This window comes from Variovorax humicola, from assembly GCF_037889915.1.
Classification (GTDB): Bacteria; Pseudomonadota; Gammaproteobacteria; order Burkholderiales; family Burkholderiaceae_C; genus Variovorax; species Variovorax humicola.
The window spans coordinates 75572-91211 of sequence record NZ_JBBKZV010000002.1 but is presented as its reverse complement, the minus strand read 5'-3'; the positions used below and the strand labels follow the sequence as shown (position 1 = coordinate 91211).

At 65.8% G+C, this 15640-nt stretch carries 17 protein-coding genes; 11 read left to right on the top strand and 6 right to left on the bottom strand.

What is annotated here, in order from left to right:
- The first annotated feature begins 5 nt into the window (after positions 1–5).
- Together WKW80_RS04185 and WKW80_RS04180 are read left to right on the top strand one after the other, a co-directional pair.
- Positions 6–1322 (top strand): ATP-binding protein, encoded by a 1317-nt coding sequence (locus tag WKW80_RS04185; RefSeq protein WP_340362294.1) that lies wholly within the window; start codon positions 6–8, stop codon positions 1320–1322.
- The gene (locus WKW80_RS04180) at positions 1312–1851 is read left to right on the top strand and encodes a response regulator transcription factor (protein ID WP_340362293.1); all 540 of its coding nucleotides are present in this window, start codon (positions 1312–1314) and stop codon (positions 1849–1851) included. Before WKW80_RS04185 ends, WKW80_RS04180 begins: the two co-directional genes overlap by 11 nt.
- A 118-nt stretch (positions 1852–1969) precedes the next feature.
- On the opposite strand, the gene WKW80_RS04175 is transcribed toward WKW80_RS04180, so the two are convergent.
- Positions 1970–3106, bottom strand: a complete 1137-nt coding sequence (locus WKW80_RS04175; protein ID WP_340362292.1) for an iron-containing alcohol dehydrogenase — start codon at positions 3104–3106, stop codon at positions 1970–1972.
- Between the two features lie 66 nt (positions 3107–3172).
- Here WKW80_RS04175 and WKW80_RS04170 point away from each other — a divergent pair, with 66 nt between their 5' ends.
- Positions 3173–4057, top strand: coding sequence for a 2-keto-4-pentenoate hydratase (locus tag WKW80_RS04170; protein ID WP_340362291.1), 885 nt, complete (start codon positions 3173–3175; stop codon positions 4055–4057).
- A 29-nt stretch (positions 4058–4086) separates the two neighbouring features.
- Positions 4087–4998: an alpha/beta hydrolase gene (locus tag WKW80_RS04165; protein WP_340362811.1), complete on the top strand. Its 912-nt coding sequence runs from the start codon at positions 4087–4089 to the stop codon at positions 4996–4998.
- Between the two features lie 67 nt (positions 4999–5065).
- Here WKW80_RS04165 and WKW80_RS04160 read toward each other — a convergent pair whose 3' ends face one another.
- Positions 5066–6193: an SMP-30/gluconolactonase/LRE family protein gene (locus WKW80_RS04160; protein ID WP_340362290.1), complete on the bottom strand. Its 1128-nt coding sequence runs from the start codon at positions 6191–6193 to the stop codon at positions 5066–5068.
- Positions 6194–6287: 94 nt separating this feature from the next.
- On the opposite strand from WKW80_RS04160, the gene WKW80_RS04155 reads away from it, so the two are divergent.
- Positions 6288–7145: a YbgC/FadM family acyl-CoA thioesterase gene (locus tag WKW80_RS04155; RefSeq protein WP_340362289.1), complete on the top strand. Its 858-nt coding sequence runs from the start codon at positions 6288–6290 to the stop codon at positions 7143–7145.
- A 67-nt stretch (positions 7146–7212) separates the two neighbouring features.
- On the opposite strand, the gene ygfZ is transcribed toward WKW80_RS04155, so the two are convergent.
- Entirely contained in the window at positions 7213–8136 is a 924-nt protein-coding gene (gene ygfZ, locus WKW80_RS04150; RefSeq protein WP_340362288.1) for a CAF17-like 4Fe-4S cluster assembly/insertion protein YgfZ, read from the bottom strand.
- 74 nt (positions 8137–8210) lie between these two features.
- Here ygfZ and mltG point away from each other — a divergent pair, with 74 nt between their 5' ends.
- From mltG to WKW80_RS04120, 6 genes are all read left to right on the top strand, one after another.
- Positions 8211–9209, top strand: coding sequence for an endolytic transglycosylase MltG (mltG, locus tag WKW80_RS04145; protein WP_340362287.1), 999 nt, complete (start codon positions 8211–8213; stop codon positions 9207–9209).
- Positions 9210–9321: 112 nt separating this feature from the next.
- Positions 9322–9960, top strand: coding sequence for a dTMP kinase (tmk, locus tag WKW80_RS04140; protein WP_340362286.1), 639 nt, complete (start codon positions 9322–9324; stop codon positions 9958–9960).
- A complete protein-coding gene (locus tag WKW80_RS04135; RefSeq protein WP_340362285.1) occupies positions 9957–10964 on the top strand; it encodes a DNA polymerase III subunit delta' in 1008 nt (335 codons plus the stop codon). Before tmk ends, WKW80_RS04135 begins: the two co-directional genes overlap by 4 nt.
- A gap of 2 nt (positions 10965–10966) precedes the next feature.
- Entirely contained in the window at positions 10967–11338 is a 372-nt protein-coding gene (locus tag WKW80_RS04130; RefSeq protein ID WP_340362810.1) for a PilZ domain-containing protein, read from the top strand.
- A 42-nt stretch (positions 11339–11380) separates the two neighbouring features.
- A complete protein-coding gene (locus WKW80_RS04125; RefSeq protein WP_340362284.1) occupies positions 11381–12190 on the top strand; it encodes a TatD family hydrolase in 810 nt (269 codons plus the stop codon).
- Positions 12187–12861: an ankyrin repeat domain-containing protein gene (locus tag WKW80_RS04120; RefSeq protein ID WP_340362283.1), complete on the top strand. Its 675-nt coding sequence runs from the start codon at positions 12187–12189 to the stop codon at positions 12859–12861. The genes WKW80_RS04125 and WKW80_RS04120 overlap by 4 nt, the downstream gene beginning before the upstream one ends.
- A gap of 288 nt (positions 12862–13149) precedes the next feature.
- Here WKW80_RS04120 and WKW80_RS04115 read toward each other — a convergent pair whose 3' ends face one another.
- The 3 genes from WKW80_RS04115 to WKW80_RS04105 all read right to left on the bottom strand — a co-directional run bounded on the left by WKW80_RS04115 (position 13150) and on the right by WKW80_RS04105 (position 15638).
- The gene (locus WKW80_RS04115; RefSeq protein ID WP_340362282.1) at positions 13150–14316 is read right to left on the bottom strand and encodes a lipocalin family protein; all 1167 of its coding nucleotides are present in this window, start codon (positions 14314–14316) and stop codon (positions 13150–13152) included.
- A 213-nt stretch (positions 14317–14529) separates the two neighbouring features.
- The gene (locus WKW80_RS04110; protein ID WP_340362281.1) at positions 14530–15408 is read right to left on the bottom strand and encodes an alpha/beta fold hydrolase; all 879 of its coding nucleotides are present in this window, start codon (positions 15406–15408) and stop codon (positions 14530–14532) included.
- A 5-nt stretch (positions 15409–15413) separates the two neighbouring features.
- Positions 15414–15638: a YjiS-like domain-containing protein gene (locus WKW80_RS04105; protein ID WP_340362280.1), complete on the bottom strand. Its 225-nt coding sequence runs from the start codon at positions 15636–15638 to the stop codon at positions 15414–15416.
- Positions 15639–15640: the final 2 nt, after the last annotated feature.

Below are 15640 nucleotides of genomic sequence, written 5' to 3'. Positions count from 1 at the left end.
GCAGGATGGCAACCCAGTCCGTCACCATGGATGCCGCGGGCGTCGACAACGTCACCGGCCACAAGAACATGCTGCAGTTGATCCAGCTTCGCTGGATCGCCGTGGTCGGGCAACTCCTCACCATCGAGGTGGCGTACTACGGCTTCCACATCGCCTTGCCCATCAAGGCGATGCTTGGCGTGCTGGCCGCGCTGGCGCTGTTCAACGTGGTGAGCACGGTGCGGTGGCGCAGTCCGAAGGAGGTGACGAGCCGCCGCCTGTTCGTCGCGCTGCTGTTCGACGTGGCCGCGTTCACGGCGCAGCTCTACCTGAGCGGCGGCGCCACCAACCCTTTCATTTTTCTGTACTTGCTGCAAGTCACCCTCGGGGCGGTGCTGCTGAGTCCCCGGGCGACCTGGACACTGGTGGTGATCACCGTCGCCTGTTTCGGTGGGCTGGCTCTGTTCGCGCGTCCGTTGGCGCTGCCGCTCGACCACGCGGGCGGGCTGTCGAGTCCCTATGTCCAGGGCATGCTGGTCTGTTTTGCGCTCGATGCGGCGCTGCTGGTGATCTTCATCACCCGTATCGGCGGCAACCTGCGAGAACGCGACGCGCGGCTGGCGGGCCTGCGGCAACGCGCAGCCGAAGAGGATCATGTGGTGCGCATGGGACTGCTGGCCTCCGGCGCGGCGCATGAACTCGGAACGCCGCTGGCCACGCTGGCGGTGATCCTGGGCGACTGGCGCCGCATGAAGCCGTTCATGGCCGATCCCGAATTGCTGCAGGAACTCGTCGAAATGCAGGCCCAGGTGCAACGCTGCAAGTCCATCGTGAGCGCAATCCTGTTGTCCGCCGGCGAGGCGCGCGGTGAGTCTTCGGTGGAGACCACGGTGTGCACGTTCCTGGACGACCTGGTCGGCGAATGGCGTAACACGCGGCCGGTGCAAAGCTTTGCCTATGACAACCGCTTTGACGAAGACTTGCCGATGGTGTCGGATTCGGCCGTGAAGCAGATGATCTGCAATGTGCTGGACAACGCGATCGAGGCATCGCCGGGCTGGTGTTGCCTCGAAGCCGCGCGCGAGGGCGATGCGCTGGTCGTGACCGTGTCCGACGCCGGCCCCGGATTCGCGCCCGAGATGCTGGCGCAATTCGGCAAACCCTACCAATCCAGCAAGGGGCGGCCCGGTGGCGGGCTCGGCTTGTTCCTGGCGGTGAACGTGGCCCGTACCATTGGTGGCAGCGTGTACGCACACAATCGGCCGATCGGCGGCGCGGTCGTCAAGATCACCTTGCCGCTCGCCGCCATTACGTTCGAGGAAAACGAAATTCATGGAAGCTGAGGAACGCCTGCTGCTCATCGTCGAGGACGACGCGGCATTCGCTCGGACGCTCAGCCGCTCGTTCGAGCGCCGGGGCTACGTGGTGGCCCTTGCCTCGAGCCTCGATGAAGTTGCCGCACTGCTGCAGACCTGCTCGCCGGGCTACGCGGTGGTGGACCTCAAGCTGAACGGCCAGGCCTCGGGGCTGGCATGCGTGCAGGCGCTGCATGCGGGCAACCCGGACATGCTGATCGTGGTGTTGACCGGATTCGCGAGCATCGCGACGGCGGTCGAGGCGATCAAGCTCGGCGCCTGCCATTACCTGGCCAAGCCGTCCAACACGGACGACATCGAAGCCGCATTCGGTCGCGCCATGGGTGATGTCGAGGTGGCGCTGACCAATCGCTCCTCGTCGATCAAAACGCTCGAATGGGAGCGCATTCACGAAACGCTGGCGGAAACCGGCTTCAATATCTCGGAAACCGCGCGCCGGCTGGGCATGCACCGCAGGACGTTGGCGCGCAAGCTGGGCAAGCAGCAGGTCAAGTAGAACAAGTGGCCCGGCGAAGCCGGTTCCGCGTATCCCAGGCATTGACGGGCATTCGACGGCGCCGGTTTCATGCGTCGCGCGTCCCGCGATAGCGTGGTGGAAACCTGAAATGACTGCGTCACATCGACGCTTCCAGCATCTCTCGATAGTCCTCCCGCGTCGCCAGCCGCGGATTGGTCTTGTGACAGTGGTCGGCCATGGCGCCGTCAATGATCTTTTCGTACTGGTGGCTCGCCACGCCCACCTCGCCGAGGCCCTTGGGGAGGCCAAGGCGAGCGTTCATCTCGCGAATCGCGCCGCCGAGATCGCCGGCGGAATCCAGGTGCATCGCCTGCGCCATGCGCTGCAGGCGTTGTTCTTTCCGTACCGATTCGGCGCCGGCATTGAAGTGGATGACGGCCGGCAGGAAGAGGGCGTTCAACGTGCCGTGGTGCAAGCGCGGGTCGACGCCGCCCAGGCTGTGGCTCAGGCTGTGCACGCAGCCCAGTCCCTTCTGGAAAGCCATTGCACCCTGCATCGATGCGCTCATCAGGTTCAGGCGCGCATCGCGGTCTGTGCCGTCCTTGGTGGCGCGTTCGATGTGTCCCCAGGCGCGCTCCAGGCCGTCGAGCGCGATGCCATCGGCGGGCGGGTTGAATGCGGCGGACATGAAGGTCTCCATGCAATGCGCGATGGCGTCCATCCCGGTGGCGGCAGTCAGGCGCGGCGGCAGGCCGAAAGTAAGTTCGGGGTCGCAGATGGCAGCCTTGGGCATCAGGAACCAGCTGTGAAAGCCAAGCTTGCGATGATCGTCCACGATGATGATCGCGCCGCGTGCCACCTCGCTGCCTGTGCCACTGGTCGTCGGCACGGCGATCAGCGGCGCGACGCGGTCGGTGATCTTCGGCGAGCCGCCTTCGATGGTGGCGTAGGTGGTGAGCGGGCCTTCGTGCGTGGCGGAAATGGCCACGCCCTTGGCGCAGTCGATGGCCGAGCCGCCACCGACGGCGATGAGGCCGTCGCATCGCTGGGTGCGATACAAGTCGACCGCGGCGCGCACGGCGGCTTCGGTGGGGTTGGACGGCGTCTGGTCGAACACCGCGACTTCGAGGTCGCCGAGCGCGTCGAGCGCCTTCTGCAGGATGCCGGCGGCACGCACGCCGGCATCGGTGACGATCATTGGCCGGTTGATTCCGATTCGGGCGCATTCGGCCGACAACAGCTTGATCGCGCCAAACTCGAACTGGATCTGCGTGAGGTACTGGATAAGGGCCATGGGGTTGATGGTCAGTAGTGCAACGGTAGGATGCGGGCCGCTCAATCTAACAAAGCGAAGATCACCTTGAACATGAAACATACCCTTGCCGTCGCCATGGCTGCCGCGCTCGGCCTGGCGCTGGCCGCGCAGGCGCGGGCCGAATGCATGGGCGACGCCGAGGTAGGCGCCATGGCCGCTGCCCTGGCTGCAAGGGCGCCGGCGGCGAATCCTCCCGATGACATGAGCGAGGCCGATGCCAGTTGCACGCGCGCCAAGCTCAACAAGCTGCTCGCTGCGCGCTACGGGGCCGTGATCGGCTACAAGGCCGGGCTGACCAATCCGACCATCCAGAAGCGATTCAATGCCGACAAGCCGGTGTGGGGCGTGCTCTACCAAGGCATGGTACTCGACTCCGGCGCGACCGTCGACGCTGCATTCGGCGCGCGGCCCCTGTACGAAGCCGACTTGCTTGTGCGCGTGAAGAGCGAGGCCATCAACCGCGCGAAAACGGCGGCCGACGTGATTGCCGCGATCGACCAGATCGTGCCGTTCATCGAGTTGCCCGACCTCACCGTGCAATCGACCACCGCCCTGACAGGCCCCGGCGTGACTGCCATCAATGCAGGCGCCCGGCTCGGCGTGAAGGGCCTTGCCGTCCTGGTGCCGCAGGCCGACTTCGCACAGGCCTACCTGCTGGATGCCCTGCGCGACATGACGGTGCGAATCACCGATGCCAGCACAGGCGCCCAGCTGGCGCGCGGCAAGGGCGCCGACGTGCTCGGCCATCCGCTCAATGCCGTGGTGTGGCTCGCGGAGGCGCTTGGCAAGGAGGGTCTCGCCATGAAGCCCGGCGACGTGATCAGCCTGGGTTCTTTCTCGCCGTTGCTGACGCCGAAGCCGGGTCTGTCGGTCCAGGTGACGTACGACGGCCTGCCGGGGGCCCAATCGGTGTCGGTGAGTTTCAAGTGACAGGGAGAAAGCCGCCACTCACGCCGAAGATGGCCGGCGTGGTCGAACGCATGGCGCGCGCCGGCAATCCGCCGCTCCATACGATGACGCCGGAAGACGCGAAGGCGGCGTACGAGAAGGGCGCCGGCGTGCTCGAGGTGGCGAAACCGCCAATTGCCCGCGTCGAGGATTTTTCGATTCCCGCACGAGACGGCCATGCCATTCCAGCGCGTCTCTACGCACCCTCCGACGCGTCGCTGTCAGTACTCGTGTACTTCCACGGCGGTGGGTTCACCGTCGGCAACATCGGCACGCACGACACGCTCTGCCGCGTATTGAGCCGCGACAGCGGTTGCGCGGTGGTGTCGGTCGACTACCGCCTCGCGCCCGAGCACAAGTTTCCAACCGCCTCCAACGACGCATGGGACGCCGTGCAATTCATCGCGAAGCAGGGCGGGCCTTTGGGCATCGACGGCACGCGCCTCGCACTCGGTGGCGACAGCGCAGGGGGCACGCTCGCGGCAGCCTGCGCCATCATGGGGCGCGACATCGGGCTGCCCGTCGCGCTGCAACTGTTGTTCTATCCCGGGCTCGCGGCACACCAGGACACCGCGTCACACCGTCTTTTCGCCGACGGCCCGCTGCTCACCGAGGCCCTGATCAGCTACTTTTTCGATGGCTACGTGCGTACGCCGGCCGACCGCGATGACTGGCGCTTTGCACCCCTCAACGCCGGCGATGTCGATGGCGTGGCGCCGGCCTGGTTCGGGCTGGCCGAGTGCGATCCGCTCGTCGATGAAGGCATTGCCTATGCCGACAAACTGCGCGCGGCCGGGGTGCCGGTCGATCTGGAGATCTACCGCGGCGTGATCCATGAATTCGTCAAGATGGGCCGCGCCATCCCCGAAGCGCTGTCGGCACAGGCCGATGCGGCGCGCGCACTGCGCGAGGCGCTGGGGTGAAACACCCCGAAGCGCCTGCGGCGCCTCTCCCTCGGACGCTCCTTGCCATGGCGCACCGGCATGAGACTTACATCCCCGGCACGCGCTTGAGCCAGCCCAGTCCCTTGGCATGCAGGCTCTGCACATACAGGCGCTGCGGCGTCTCGGTGACGCCAGTGGTCTCGGGGTAAGCGCCCGTTGCATCCTGCAGGTCGGCCAGCACCTTGCCGTCTTCGCTGAACGCAAACACGTGCCCATAAGCCTTTGGGACCGGCCACAGCGCGCGTGGCAATCGAAGCGTCATGCTGCGCACGAAAGGCTTGCCTGCCATCTGGTCGATGACCGCGTTGCGCGGCTTGGCCAACCCAGCCCAGATCTTTCCGTCGAGGCCGCGCATGAGGTTGTCGGGATAGCCGGGCAGGTTGTCGAGCAGGACGCTGGCTTGCGTGCCGGGGCCTGCGCCCACGTTGAGGTCGCGTGCCTGCACGTCGATCTTCCAGATCCGGTACTTGCCGGTCTCCGCCACGAACAGGCTCTTTTCATCCGTGCTCAGCGCCACGCCATTCGCAAAGGCAATGCCGTGCGCGACGATGCGCGTGGTCTTCGTGGCCGGGTCGTATTCGAGGATGCGGCCAGTCGCCGCCTGTTCAAGAATGTCCAGCACGCTGGCTTCGAAGGTGCCGCCCCATTCGGCCGGCGCGAAGCGTGTCGACGCGTCGCTGAAGTACATCTTGCCGCCCGCGCCCGCACCGCGCGCCACCACCACGGCGTCTGCATAGTGGATCGGTTGGCCGCCGACCCTGTTGCTGAGCACGGTGGTCTGTTTCGCCGGGCTCACCGACAGCAGGCCCTTCACGGCATCGGCCGCGATCAGGTTGCCTGCCGCGTCGAAGTCGAAGCCCAGCACGCGCCCGCCGGTATTGACGAACACTTCCTGCGCGGAACCGTCCGGGTTCATGCGCAGGATGTTGCCGCTGGCCACCGTGGCGTAGAGCTTGCCGTCGGGGCCGACGGCGATGTGCTCGGGACCTTCCTCGTGGCCAAGATCGATCATGTTGAGGCTGGCCAGCTGGTCGTTCACCGCGAATGCGCCCGCGTAGCCGGGGTCCGCGGGCGCGACCCATGCTACCGGCCTCACCGGCACCGGCCACAGCGCGAGATAGGCCGCAAGCAGCACCACGAGCAGGCCCACGGTGAGGATCAGTTTCTTCAGCACGTCGAATGTCTCCTGAGTTGTGCGGGCGATTGTGGCGGCGAAGCAAAATCGGCCGCATTCCGACAACCATCCCCGAGTCCCCAAGGAGACCTTGATGCCCCGCAGTGATTTCCGTTTCTTCCACCGCCTGCGCGTTCGCTGGGCCGAAGTCGACATGCAGAAGATCGTGTTCAACGCGCACTACCTGATGTACTTCGACACCGCCATCTCCGACTACTGGCGCGCCCTCGCACTGCCCTATGAAGAGTCGATGGTGGCCCTCGGCGGCGACCTGTACGTGCGCAAGGCAACGATCGAATTCCACGCGTCCGCCCACGCCGACGACATGCTCGACGTGGGCATGCGCTGCAGGCGCGTCGGTACCTCGTCGCTCCAGTTCGAGGGTGGCTTGTTTCGCGGCGACGAATTGCTCGTGAGCTACGACCTGGTCTACGTGTTCGCCGACCCGGCCACGCAGACTTCGAAGCCGGTGCCTGCGGTGCTGCGCGACCTTTTCACCGCCTACGAAGGCGGCGAGCAGGTGTACGACCTGAGGGCCGGGCCGTGGTCGGAAGTCGGAGACGGCGCGGGCGAGCTTCGGCGCGACGTTTTCATCGAGGAGCAGCGCGTTCCTGCCGAGATGGAGTGGGATGAACACGACGAGGTGGCCCTGCACGGCGTGGCTCGCAACCGGCTGGGCAAGGTGATCGCCACCGGCCGCCTCGTCGCCGAAGCACCCGGCGTCGCGCGCATCGGTCGCATGGCGGTGCACCGCGCCATGCGCGGCGGTGGCCATGGTGCCTCGGTGCTCAGGCTGCTCGAAGACGCGGCCAGGGCACGTGGCGATCGTGAGGTGACATTGCACGCGCAGCGCAGTGCGGAGGCTTTCTACAAGCGCCTGGGCTACGCATGCAGCGGCGAACCGTTCGAGGAAGCCGGCATCGCGCATATCGAAATGCGACGCGCCCTTTGAACTCGGCAAGACATATCGCGGCATGAAGCGGCGCCGCCTCTTGCACGCGGGCGCCGTTTCCGGGTGATCAGATGTCGAGGAGAAGCGGGTAGGGCAGTGGATCGACCGTCAGCGCCACGCCTTCGGGGCCGCCCGCTCGCAGGCCGCCCGAGGCGAGCGCGGCGATCTGCATCGAGACGATGGCCGACCATTCACCTGCGGGCGATGCGGCCGACTGGACCACGATGCCAGCCGGTTGCTCCGCATCGTTGGCCGCAAAGATTTCTTCGCCTGGAGCCAGCGGCGCATCGGCACGGACCACGTACGCGCGCCGCTTCAGCGTGCCACGAAACTGGCTGCGCGCGACGATTTCCTGACCCGGATAGCAGCCCTTCTTGAAGTTGACGCCACCAATCGATTCATAGTTGAGCATCTGCGGAACGAACGCGTCGAGCACCGGGGTGGTGAGCGTCGCGACGCCGCTTCGCACCTCGCTCCATTGCCACAGACCGATGTCCATGTCGGAGCCCGCGGGTGCGGGCGTGCCGACGGGCGCGATCCACAAGGCGCGTGGCACGCCATCGGCAGGATAGAGCGACACCACGCTCGCTTCGCCCGCCGCGCTGCGCTGGCCGGGTGCGGCGCCGGAGTCGATTCCATTGCTAGCCAATGCAGTGCCGGCGACGCCGTACAACGCAAAGTCGGCACTGGCGTCCGTCAGCTTGGCCTTGGCGCGAAGCACGTACATCGACAGGCGCTTGAGCGTCGCGGCAAGAATGTCGCGGCTGCAGACCAGCAGGATCAGTTCGGGTTGCGGCCGGATGCCGATGAAGCTGGCGATCATCCGGCCCTTCGCCGTACAGAGCGCCGCGAGGCGGGCCTGCGAAGCGTCGAGCAAAGAGAAATCCTGCGTGAGCTGGCCATGGAGGAAAGAGGCGGCATCGGGGCCCTCGACCCGGATGACACCGAGATGGGGAAGGGCGGCGACGCCATTGAGGACAACGGGGTTCATCACTGAATTATCATGGCCGGCCCGCATCCGTTCAGTCCGCAGGGCCAAGCGCTTTCCACTCACCAATCCTGCTCGTGCGACGTTTTTTTCTCACCATATTCCTGTTGGGTGCATTGACGGCGCTCGCCGTGGGTGCATGGGGCTTGTGGTGGGTCCACCAGCCGCTGAAGCTTTCGGCACCCTCGCTGGACCTGTCGATCGAGCCGGGCACCACGCCACGCGGAATCGCCCAGGCCGTCGCGGACACGGGGGTCGACGTGCAGCCCCGGCTGCTTTACTGGTGGTTCCGCGTGTCCGGGCAAAGTCGCCAGATTCGCGCCGGCAGCTATGAACTGGAGCGCGGCGTGACGCCGCAGACGCTGCTGAACGTGCTGGTGCGGGGCGAGGAAGCCACGCGCAGCCTGGTGCTGGTCGAAGGCTGGAACATCCGCCAGGTGCGTGCCGCGCTGGCAAAAGCCGACCAGTTGAAGGCGGAAACGGCAGACCTCACCGACGAAGCCCTGATGGAAAAGCTCGGCCGCCCGGGCCAGCATCCCGAGGGCCGCTTCTTCCCCGACACCTACACTTATTCGAAGAACTCGACCGACACCGCCCTCCTGCGGCGTGCGATGCGGGCCATGGACCGCAAGCTCGCCGCCGCATGGGCCGCTCGCGCATCCGATCTCCCATTCAAGTCACCCGACGAGGCATTGATCCTGGCCAGCATCGTCGAAAAGGAGACCGGCAAGGCCAGCGACCGACCGCAGATTGCCTCGGTGTTCGTCAACCGCTTGCGCGTCGGCATGCCGCTGCAGACCGATCCGACGGTGATCTACGGCCTTGGCACCCATTTCGACGGCAACCTTCGCAAGAAAGACCTGCAGACCGACACGCCCTGGAACACGTACACACGCAATGGCCTGCCACCGACTCCGATCGCGATGCCTGGCAAGGCCGCATTGCTGGCGGCGGTGCAGCCGGCACAGAGCAAGTCGCTGTACTTCGTCTCGCGCGGCGACGGCACCAGCCAGTTCAGCAATTCCCTCGAAGAACACAACAACGCGGTAAACCGCTATCAACGGAACAAGCAATGAGCGCAACGCCGGGCCGCCCCAAGCAAGCTCGCGCCCCCTCGGGGGGCAGGGAGGACACGCAGTGCCGAGCGTGGGGGCTGGCGATGAGCGCAACGGCGGGCCTGGGACAAGCATGACTCGTGGACTTTTCATCACGCTGGAGGGCATCGACGGTGCCGGCAAGTCGAGCCATATCGACGCGCTCGAAGCGCTGTTTCGCGAACGGGGCCGCACAGTGACGCGCACGCGCGAGCCCGGCGGCACGCCGCTGGCCGAGACCTTGCGCACGCTGGTGCTCAACGAATCGATGGACTCGCTGACCGAATCGCTGCTGGTGTTCGCCGCTCGCCGCGAGCACGTGCTGGACGTGATCGAACCCGCGCTGGCGCGCGGCGACGTGGTGCTGTGCGACCGCTTTTCCGACGCCACCTTCGCCTATCAAGGCGCAGGGCGCGGCTTCGACCTGGGCGTGTTGTCGACCCTGGAACAGTGGGTGCAGGGCGGCCGGTCGACCCGGCCCGAAACGTTGCTGCAACCGGCGCTGACGCTGTGGTTCGACCTGCCGCCCGAGATAGCGGCCGCACGGCTGGCCGGTGCGCGCCTGCCGGACAAGTTCGAGGCTCAGCCCGTGGCGTTCTTCCAGCGCGTGGCGAAGGGCTATGCCGACCGCGCGGCCGGTGCCCCACGCTTCGCGCGCATCGACGCCAACCAGCCGCGCGAACAGGTCTGGCAGCAAATCGAATCGAAGCTGCGCGAAAGGGGCCTCGCTTGACCCCCTTGCTGCCTTGGCTGCACGACCCGTTGGCTGAATTGCTGCGGCAGCGCGGCCATGCCTGGCTCCTGCAAGGGCCGTCCGGCCTTGGCCAGTACGAACTGGCGCTCGCTTTGGCCCGGACTTGGCTGTGCGAACAGCCGACCGGGCAGGGCGCCTGCGGCCATTGCGGGAGTTGCCATGCGATCGACGTGCGCACCCATGCCGACCTTTGCGTGCTGATGCCCGAAGTGGCGATGATGGAACTGGGCTGGCCGCTCGACGAGAAGTCCCAAGCCGACATCGAGGACAAGAAGCGCAAGCCCAGCAAGGAGATTCGCGTCGAGGCCATGCGCGATGCCGTCGGCTTCGCCCAGCGCACCAGCGCGCGAGGTCGCGGCAAGGTGGTGCTGGTGTATCCGGCCGAGCGCATGAATGCGATCACCGCGAACGCGCTGCTCAAGACGCTGGAAGAACCCGTGGGCGACGTGCGCTTCGTGCTCGCCAGCGAGGCTGCGTGGCAACTGCTGCCCACCATTCGCAGCCGCTGTATCGGTTACACGCTGCCTTGGCCGGCCACCGAAAAGGCGCAGGCCTGGCTGGCGGAGCAGGGCGTTCCCGCGGCCGACGCGGACGCCTTGCTGCGTGCTGCCGGCGGGCGCCCGAGCGACGCCCTGCGCCAGGCTCGCAACGGCGGTTCACCGAAGGGGTGGGCGTTGCTGCCCAAGGCAATGGCGCGCGGCGACGTTGCCGCGCTGGCCGACCAGGCGCCCCGGCAAGCCATCGATTCGTTGCAAAAGCTCTGCCATGACCTGATGGCGATCGGACAGGGCGCGGCCCCAAGGTTCTTCGACGAGGCGGATTTGCCGAAGCCCCCGTCAAGCCTGGCGTTGGCGCGCTGGTCGAAATCGCTCGCAGCCGCGGCGCGAACCGCCGAGCACCCGTTCAACGCGGGACTGATGCTCGAGGCGCTTGTGAGCGAGGCACGAAGCACCCTACACTCGGCCCCACCTCGCCGCCCATGAATATGTCCACCGCACCTCAAGCCGCCAACAACTCCCCCCGGCCCAGCGTGATCCAACTGGCCATCAAGGAAAAGGGCGCGCTTTACGCGGCCTACATTCCCTTGTTTGCCGAGGGTGGCATCTTCATTCCGACCTCGCGCGAATACCGGCTGGGCGACGATGTCTACGTGTTGCTGACGCTGCCGGAAGATCCGCAGCGTTATCCGGTCGCCGGCAAGGTGGCCTGGATCACGCCGGCGCGTGCCGCCGGTAACCGGGCGCCCGGTGTCGGCATTCGGTTCCCGTCGGACGAAAAGTCGCGCCAGCTCAAGGCGCGCATCGAAGAAGCGCTCGGCGGCACCATGGCCTCCGACCGGCCCACGCAAACCATTTGAGTTCGCTGCGGGGGGGCTGGCGGTGGTTAGCGACAATGGGGGATGTTCACCGATTCCCATTGCCACCTCACGTTTCCCGAGCTGATCGACGACATGCCGCGTATTCGCGCGGCCATGGAGGCAGCGCAGGTCGACCGGGCACTGTGCATCTGCACCAGGCTCGAGGAATTCGACGCCGTGCATTCGCTGGCCGCCCGCTACGACAACTTCTGGGCCAGTGTCGGCGTGCACCCCGATGAGGAAGACATCCAGGAGCCTTCGCTCGACGACCTGCTGCGCCGCGCGGCGCTGCCCAAGGTGGTTGCCATCGGCGAAACCGGGCTCGACTATTACCAGATGGAGGAACGCAAGGGTGGCCGCAGCGTAGCCGACATGGAATGGCAGCGCGATCGCTTTCGCGTGCACATCCGCGCTGCGCAGCAGACGCGCAAGCCGCTGATCATCCACACGCGCGAGGCCTCGGCCGACACGCTGGGCATCCTGAAGGAGGAGGGCGAGACCGGCGCAGGCCACGCGGCTGGCGGCGTGTTCCATTGCTTCACCGAGACTGCGGAGGTGGCACGCGCCGCCCTCGACCTGGGGTTCTACATCTCGTTTTCAGGCATCCTGACCTTCAAGAAGGCGCAAGACCTGCGCGACGTGGCCGCATTCGTGCCAATGGATCGCATGCTCATCGAAACCGACAGCCCGTACCTGGCGCCTGTACCCTACCGCGGAAAGACCAACAATCCGTCTTATGTGCCCTATGTGGCTCGGCAAATAGCGCAAGTCAGACAAATACCCGTCGAGGCCGTGGCCGAGGCCACGAGCCGCAATTTCGAAACTCTTTTCAGCGCAGTGAAAAACACATGAAGTATTTTCTCAAGAAGCTTAGCTATCTCTTTGTTTTTGCAATTATTTCTTGCGCAAGCAATGCCGGATCCTATGACGACTTCTTCCGCGCTGTGCGCTCCGACAACGCCAGCGGCGTGCGTAGCCTGATCGAGCGCGGCTTCGATCCCAATACCCGAGACGAGAAGAACCAGACCGGCCTGCTGATCGCATTGCGCGAGCCGTCTCCCAAGGTCGTCCAGGTGCTGGTGGATTCCCCGAAAACCGATGTCGACGCGCTGAACGGCAGCGGCGAGAGTCCGCTGATGATGGCCGCGCTCAAGGGCCAGCAAGACGTCGTCGCCAAGCTGCTGGCGCGCGATGCGGCGGTCAACAAGACCGGCTGGACGCCGCTGCACTACGCGGCCACGAGCGGGCAGATCGCCATCATGAAGCTGCTGCTCGAAAAATACGCCTTCATCGATGCCCAGTCGCCCAATGGCACCACGCCCTTGATGATGGCCGCCATGTACGGCTCCAGCGACGCGGTCAAGCTGTTGCTCGACGAGGGCGCCGACACCGCGATGAAGAACGAGCAGGGCATGACCGCCGTCGATTTCGCCAAGCGCGCGAATCGGGAAAGCGACGCCGCCATGATCGGCGCGGCGATGCGCAAGAAGCCGCAGGCGCTCCCGAAAGACGGCAAGTGGTAGGGCGGAGGATGAAACACCCCCGAAGCGCCTGCGGCGCCCCCTCGAGGCGGCGCAGGCGCTGTCGAAGCATGCCGATCCATGGGCATTCGTCCCCATGCGAAGGAGCAGGGCTTTTGCAGTATCGACCGCACCAGGGAGGGTTCAGACACTTTCGGGGCACTGGCGGCGGCAACGGCAAGCGTGCGGCGCAAATGAAGAGGGGCGAAGCGATGAACCATTTCTCTCATTTGGCGACGTCGGCGCAGACGTCACAGCCCTCCAGCAGGCGCTGCACGATCGCAGCTTCGGTCACTTTCGATTCGCCGGCGCTGCCTTCAGGCGGTCATATCCGCTCAGCTCCATGAAGCCCTGGCCCTCCGAGCTTCCGCTGACCTTTACCGGTCCTTCCCAATAGATGTTCGCCGTCGTGTCGTGCGCGTCGAACTCGCTGTCGTCGACGAACGGCTTGATGTTGTACGAACCGGATGGCAGCTTGACGTTCCATTCGACGACGTAGGTGATCTTCGTGTGAGGGCTGGTCCACTTGAGGGCGGGCGTCAGCGTGATCTCGCTGGCCTTGAGCGGTACGGAGCCCTTGGCGGTCGAGACGGTGCCGGAGGTCAGGACCTTGCGGCCATCCGAATCGAAGAGGTCATAGAGCATCACGTCGGAACCGTCGGCCAGGTGCAACGCAAACCAGTTCCAGCCAAAGCTCAACACATCGAAGTCACCCCATTGGTGGTCGAACCAGACGTCGCCGCTCACCTGGATCGGGCGCCCGGCGACATTGATCTCGCCCCGTGTCGGCATGCGGGGCCGCGAGTAGTAGTAGCTGATGCCGCTCTTGCCGAAGTCGAGCAGGCCCGGCGTGGCCGAATCGGCGGCGCGGTGGGCGACGACCTGGCCCGAATCGGCCAGGTTGAGCGCAAGCGAGACGCCTTCGAATTCGGCGCGGACGACATGTGAGGCGCCATTGGACGAGACCTGCCATCCGTCCTGGTTGAAGTCGAATCCATTGGCAATGCTTTTTGCAGGAACGCCTCCCGTGCGGCTCTGGCCGGAGAAGCGCCGGCCGGTTTGAAGGTCGGTGAGCGCCACGTGCATGACCGTGTGCTTGACGAGCCCGTTGGCGACAAAGACGGCAACGTGGAATGCATAGCGATTGCCTGTCGTCGCATCGAGGATGCCGTTGTAGTACCACCATTCCATGCCGGAGGCATGTGGCGCGTCATCGGACGGAAGGTTCAGCGGGGGCAGGGCAGCGGTGCGTTCGTCCGGCTTGCCGACCGTGTTGGCCGGCCCGCTCGATGTTGCACTGGCCGACTCGCGCTCGGACACGCCCACGAAGTACAACCCCACGGCCAGTACTGCGATGACGGCGAACAGCGGCGCCAGGTAGGCGCGCCAGCCCTTGCGACGCGAGCTGCGCCGGCGGTACCGCCCGTAGTAGCTCTTGCCTTTTCCATCGCTTTTCATCGGTGGTGTCCACGGTGAGAAATCGAAGGCCCGAGCCTAGCATCGCACGCGCCGCCGTGGCAGCGCGGGATGCGTCATCCTGGCAACCGGTCCGGAAAGGACGGGAGTCCAGGAGATCGCTTTCAGCAACGGCTTCTCTGCAGCCTCGAACGGCTTTGTCGGCTTCCTTCGACCGCCGCCAACGCTTGTCCGCGCGTGAGAGGCATTGGCGGCTCACTGGGCCGCGATGCGATCGGGTTGGCGCTGCGCATTCGTGCGAACGGCCGAAGGTCTTTCGGCCGGTTGGCCAACAATCGGATGGCGAGCGAAGAAATTCTCGATCGCTTCGTTGACGACATCGGGATGCGTCACCGCCCCCATGTGGCCGAGCCCGGCGAACTCGACCATCGTGACATCGGGAAGCGTGTCCGCCAGCAGTCCGCCAACCGCGCGGGAGGCAACAGGGGACTGCGCGCCCACCATGCAAAGCACCGGTATTTCCAGCGTCCGAAACGCCTTCAACGGTGTGGGCTCGGAAAACAGCGCGCGGCCCCAGCCCGCGATGTTGACGATCGACGCGGCGATGGGGGCCTGCCGCGAGGGCGGCAGACGGTCCCAACTGCCGGGGCTGGTCCAGTAGTCGATGAAGCGCCGGGCCGCCGAGGCGTGGTCATGCGCCTCGACGGCCAGGCTCGCATCGGCGACGGCAGAGCGGATCCCGCTCGCGGCCTGCTTCGTTGAAGGACTCTCCTCCAGCAGCGAAAACAAGGTCGGTTCGTACACGGCGATGGCGCGAATCCGGCCCGGGCGGGCCAGCGCAGCCATCAGCGCGACCGCGGCGCCGTACGAGTGGCCGACCAGGTACAGCGGCGAGCCTGCGGCCGCCAGCACGGGTTCGAGCAATGCAACTTCATCGTGCAGCGTCACGACGCGGTCTCGCGGCCAGGCAGGACCGGTGCCGGCACCGATCAGGTCCGGTGCGAAGACACGGTAGCTGGACGACAGCCGGTCCATCAGCGCGCGCCACTGCGACGATGAACTTGCGTTGGAGTGCATGCATACGACGCCGGTCCCGGTTCCTTGCACGCGAGCATTCAGGGTGGGGTGTTCCATGGGTTTCACCTCGGATCGCAGCCGACGCGCGGCCACTCGGCGACGGCTCGATGCGACAATCCGATGTCGCGAAGCGCATGTTCGTCGAGCGATTGCAGGTCGCGGTACGCATCCACGCGACGGCGTCTTGCGGCCATGGCCTCCGCGATGCGAAGCGACAAGCGTCCGAACCATGCGCCCACCGCCGTGGGAACGACGGACCGTGAATCAGAATTGGAAGTGTGGGACATCT

Coding starts and splice junctions, on each gene's coding strand:
- WKW80_RS04130 (WP_340362810.1), top strand. CDS start 10,967: ATGTCCACCGCACCTCAAGCCGCCAACAACTCCCCCCGGCCCAGCGTG.
- WKW80_RS04125 (WP_340362284.1), top strand. CDS start 11,381: ATGTTCACCGATTCCCATTGCCACCTCACGTTTCCCGAGCTGATCGAC.
- WKW80_RS04110 (WP_340362281.1), bottom strand. CDS start 15,408: ATGGAACACCCCACCCTGAATGCTCGCGTGCAAGGAACCGGGACCGGC.
- WKW80_RS04175 (WP_340362292.1), bottom strand. CDS start 3,106: ATGGCCCTTATCCAGTACCTCACGCAGATCCAGTTCGAGTTTGGCGCG.
- tmk (WP_340362286.1), top strand. CDS start 9,322: ATGACTCGTGGACTTTTCATCACGCTGGAGGGCATCGACGGTGCCGGC.
- WKW80_RS04105 (WP_340362280.1), bottom strand. CDS start 15,638: ATGTCCCACACTTCCAATTCTGATTCACGGTCCGTCGTTCCCACGGCG.
- WKW80_RS04180 (WP_340362293.1), top strand. CDS start 1,312: ATGGAAGCTGAGGAACGCCTGCTGCTCATCGTCGAGGACGACGCGGCA.
- ygfZ (WP_340362288.1), bottom strand. CDS start 8,136: ATGAACCCCGTTGTCCTCAATGGCGTCGCCGCCCTTCCCCATCTCGGT.
- WKW80_RS04115 (WP_340362282.1), bottom strand. CDS start 14,316: ATGAAAAGCGATGGAAAAGGCAAGAGCTACTACGGGCGGTACCGCCGG.
- WKW80_RS04120 (WP_340362283.1), top strand. CDS start 12,187: ATGAAGTATTTTCTCAAGAAGCTTAGCTATCTCTTTGTTTTTGCAATT.
- WKW80_RS04165 (WP_340362811.1), top strand. CDS start 4,087: ATGGCCGGCGTGGTCGAACGCATGGCGCGCGCCGGCAATCCGCCGCTC.
- WKW80_RS04185 (WP_340362294.1), top strand. CDS start 6: ATGGCAACCCAGTCCGTCACCATGGATGCCGCGGGCGTCGACAACGTC.
- WKW80_RS04155 (WP_340362289.1), top strand. CDS start 6,288: ATGCCCCGCAGTGATTTCCGTTTCTTCCACCGCCTGCGCGTTCGCTGG.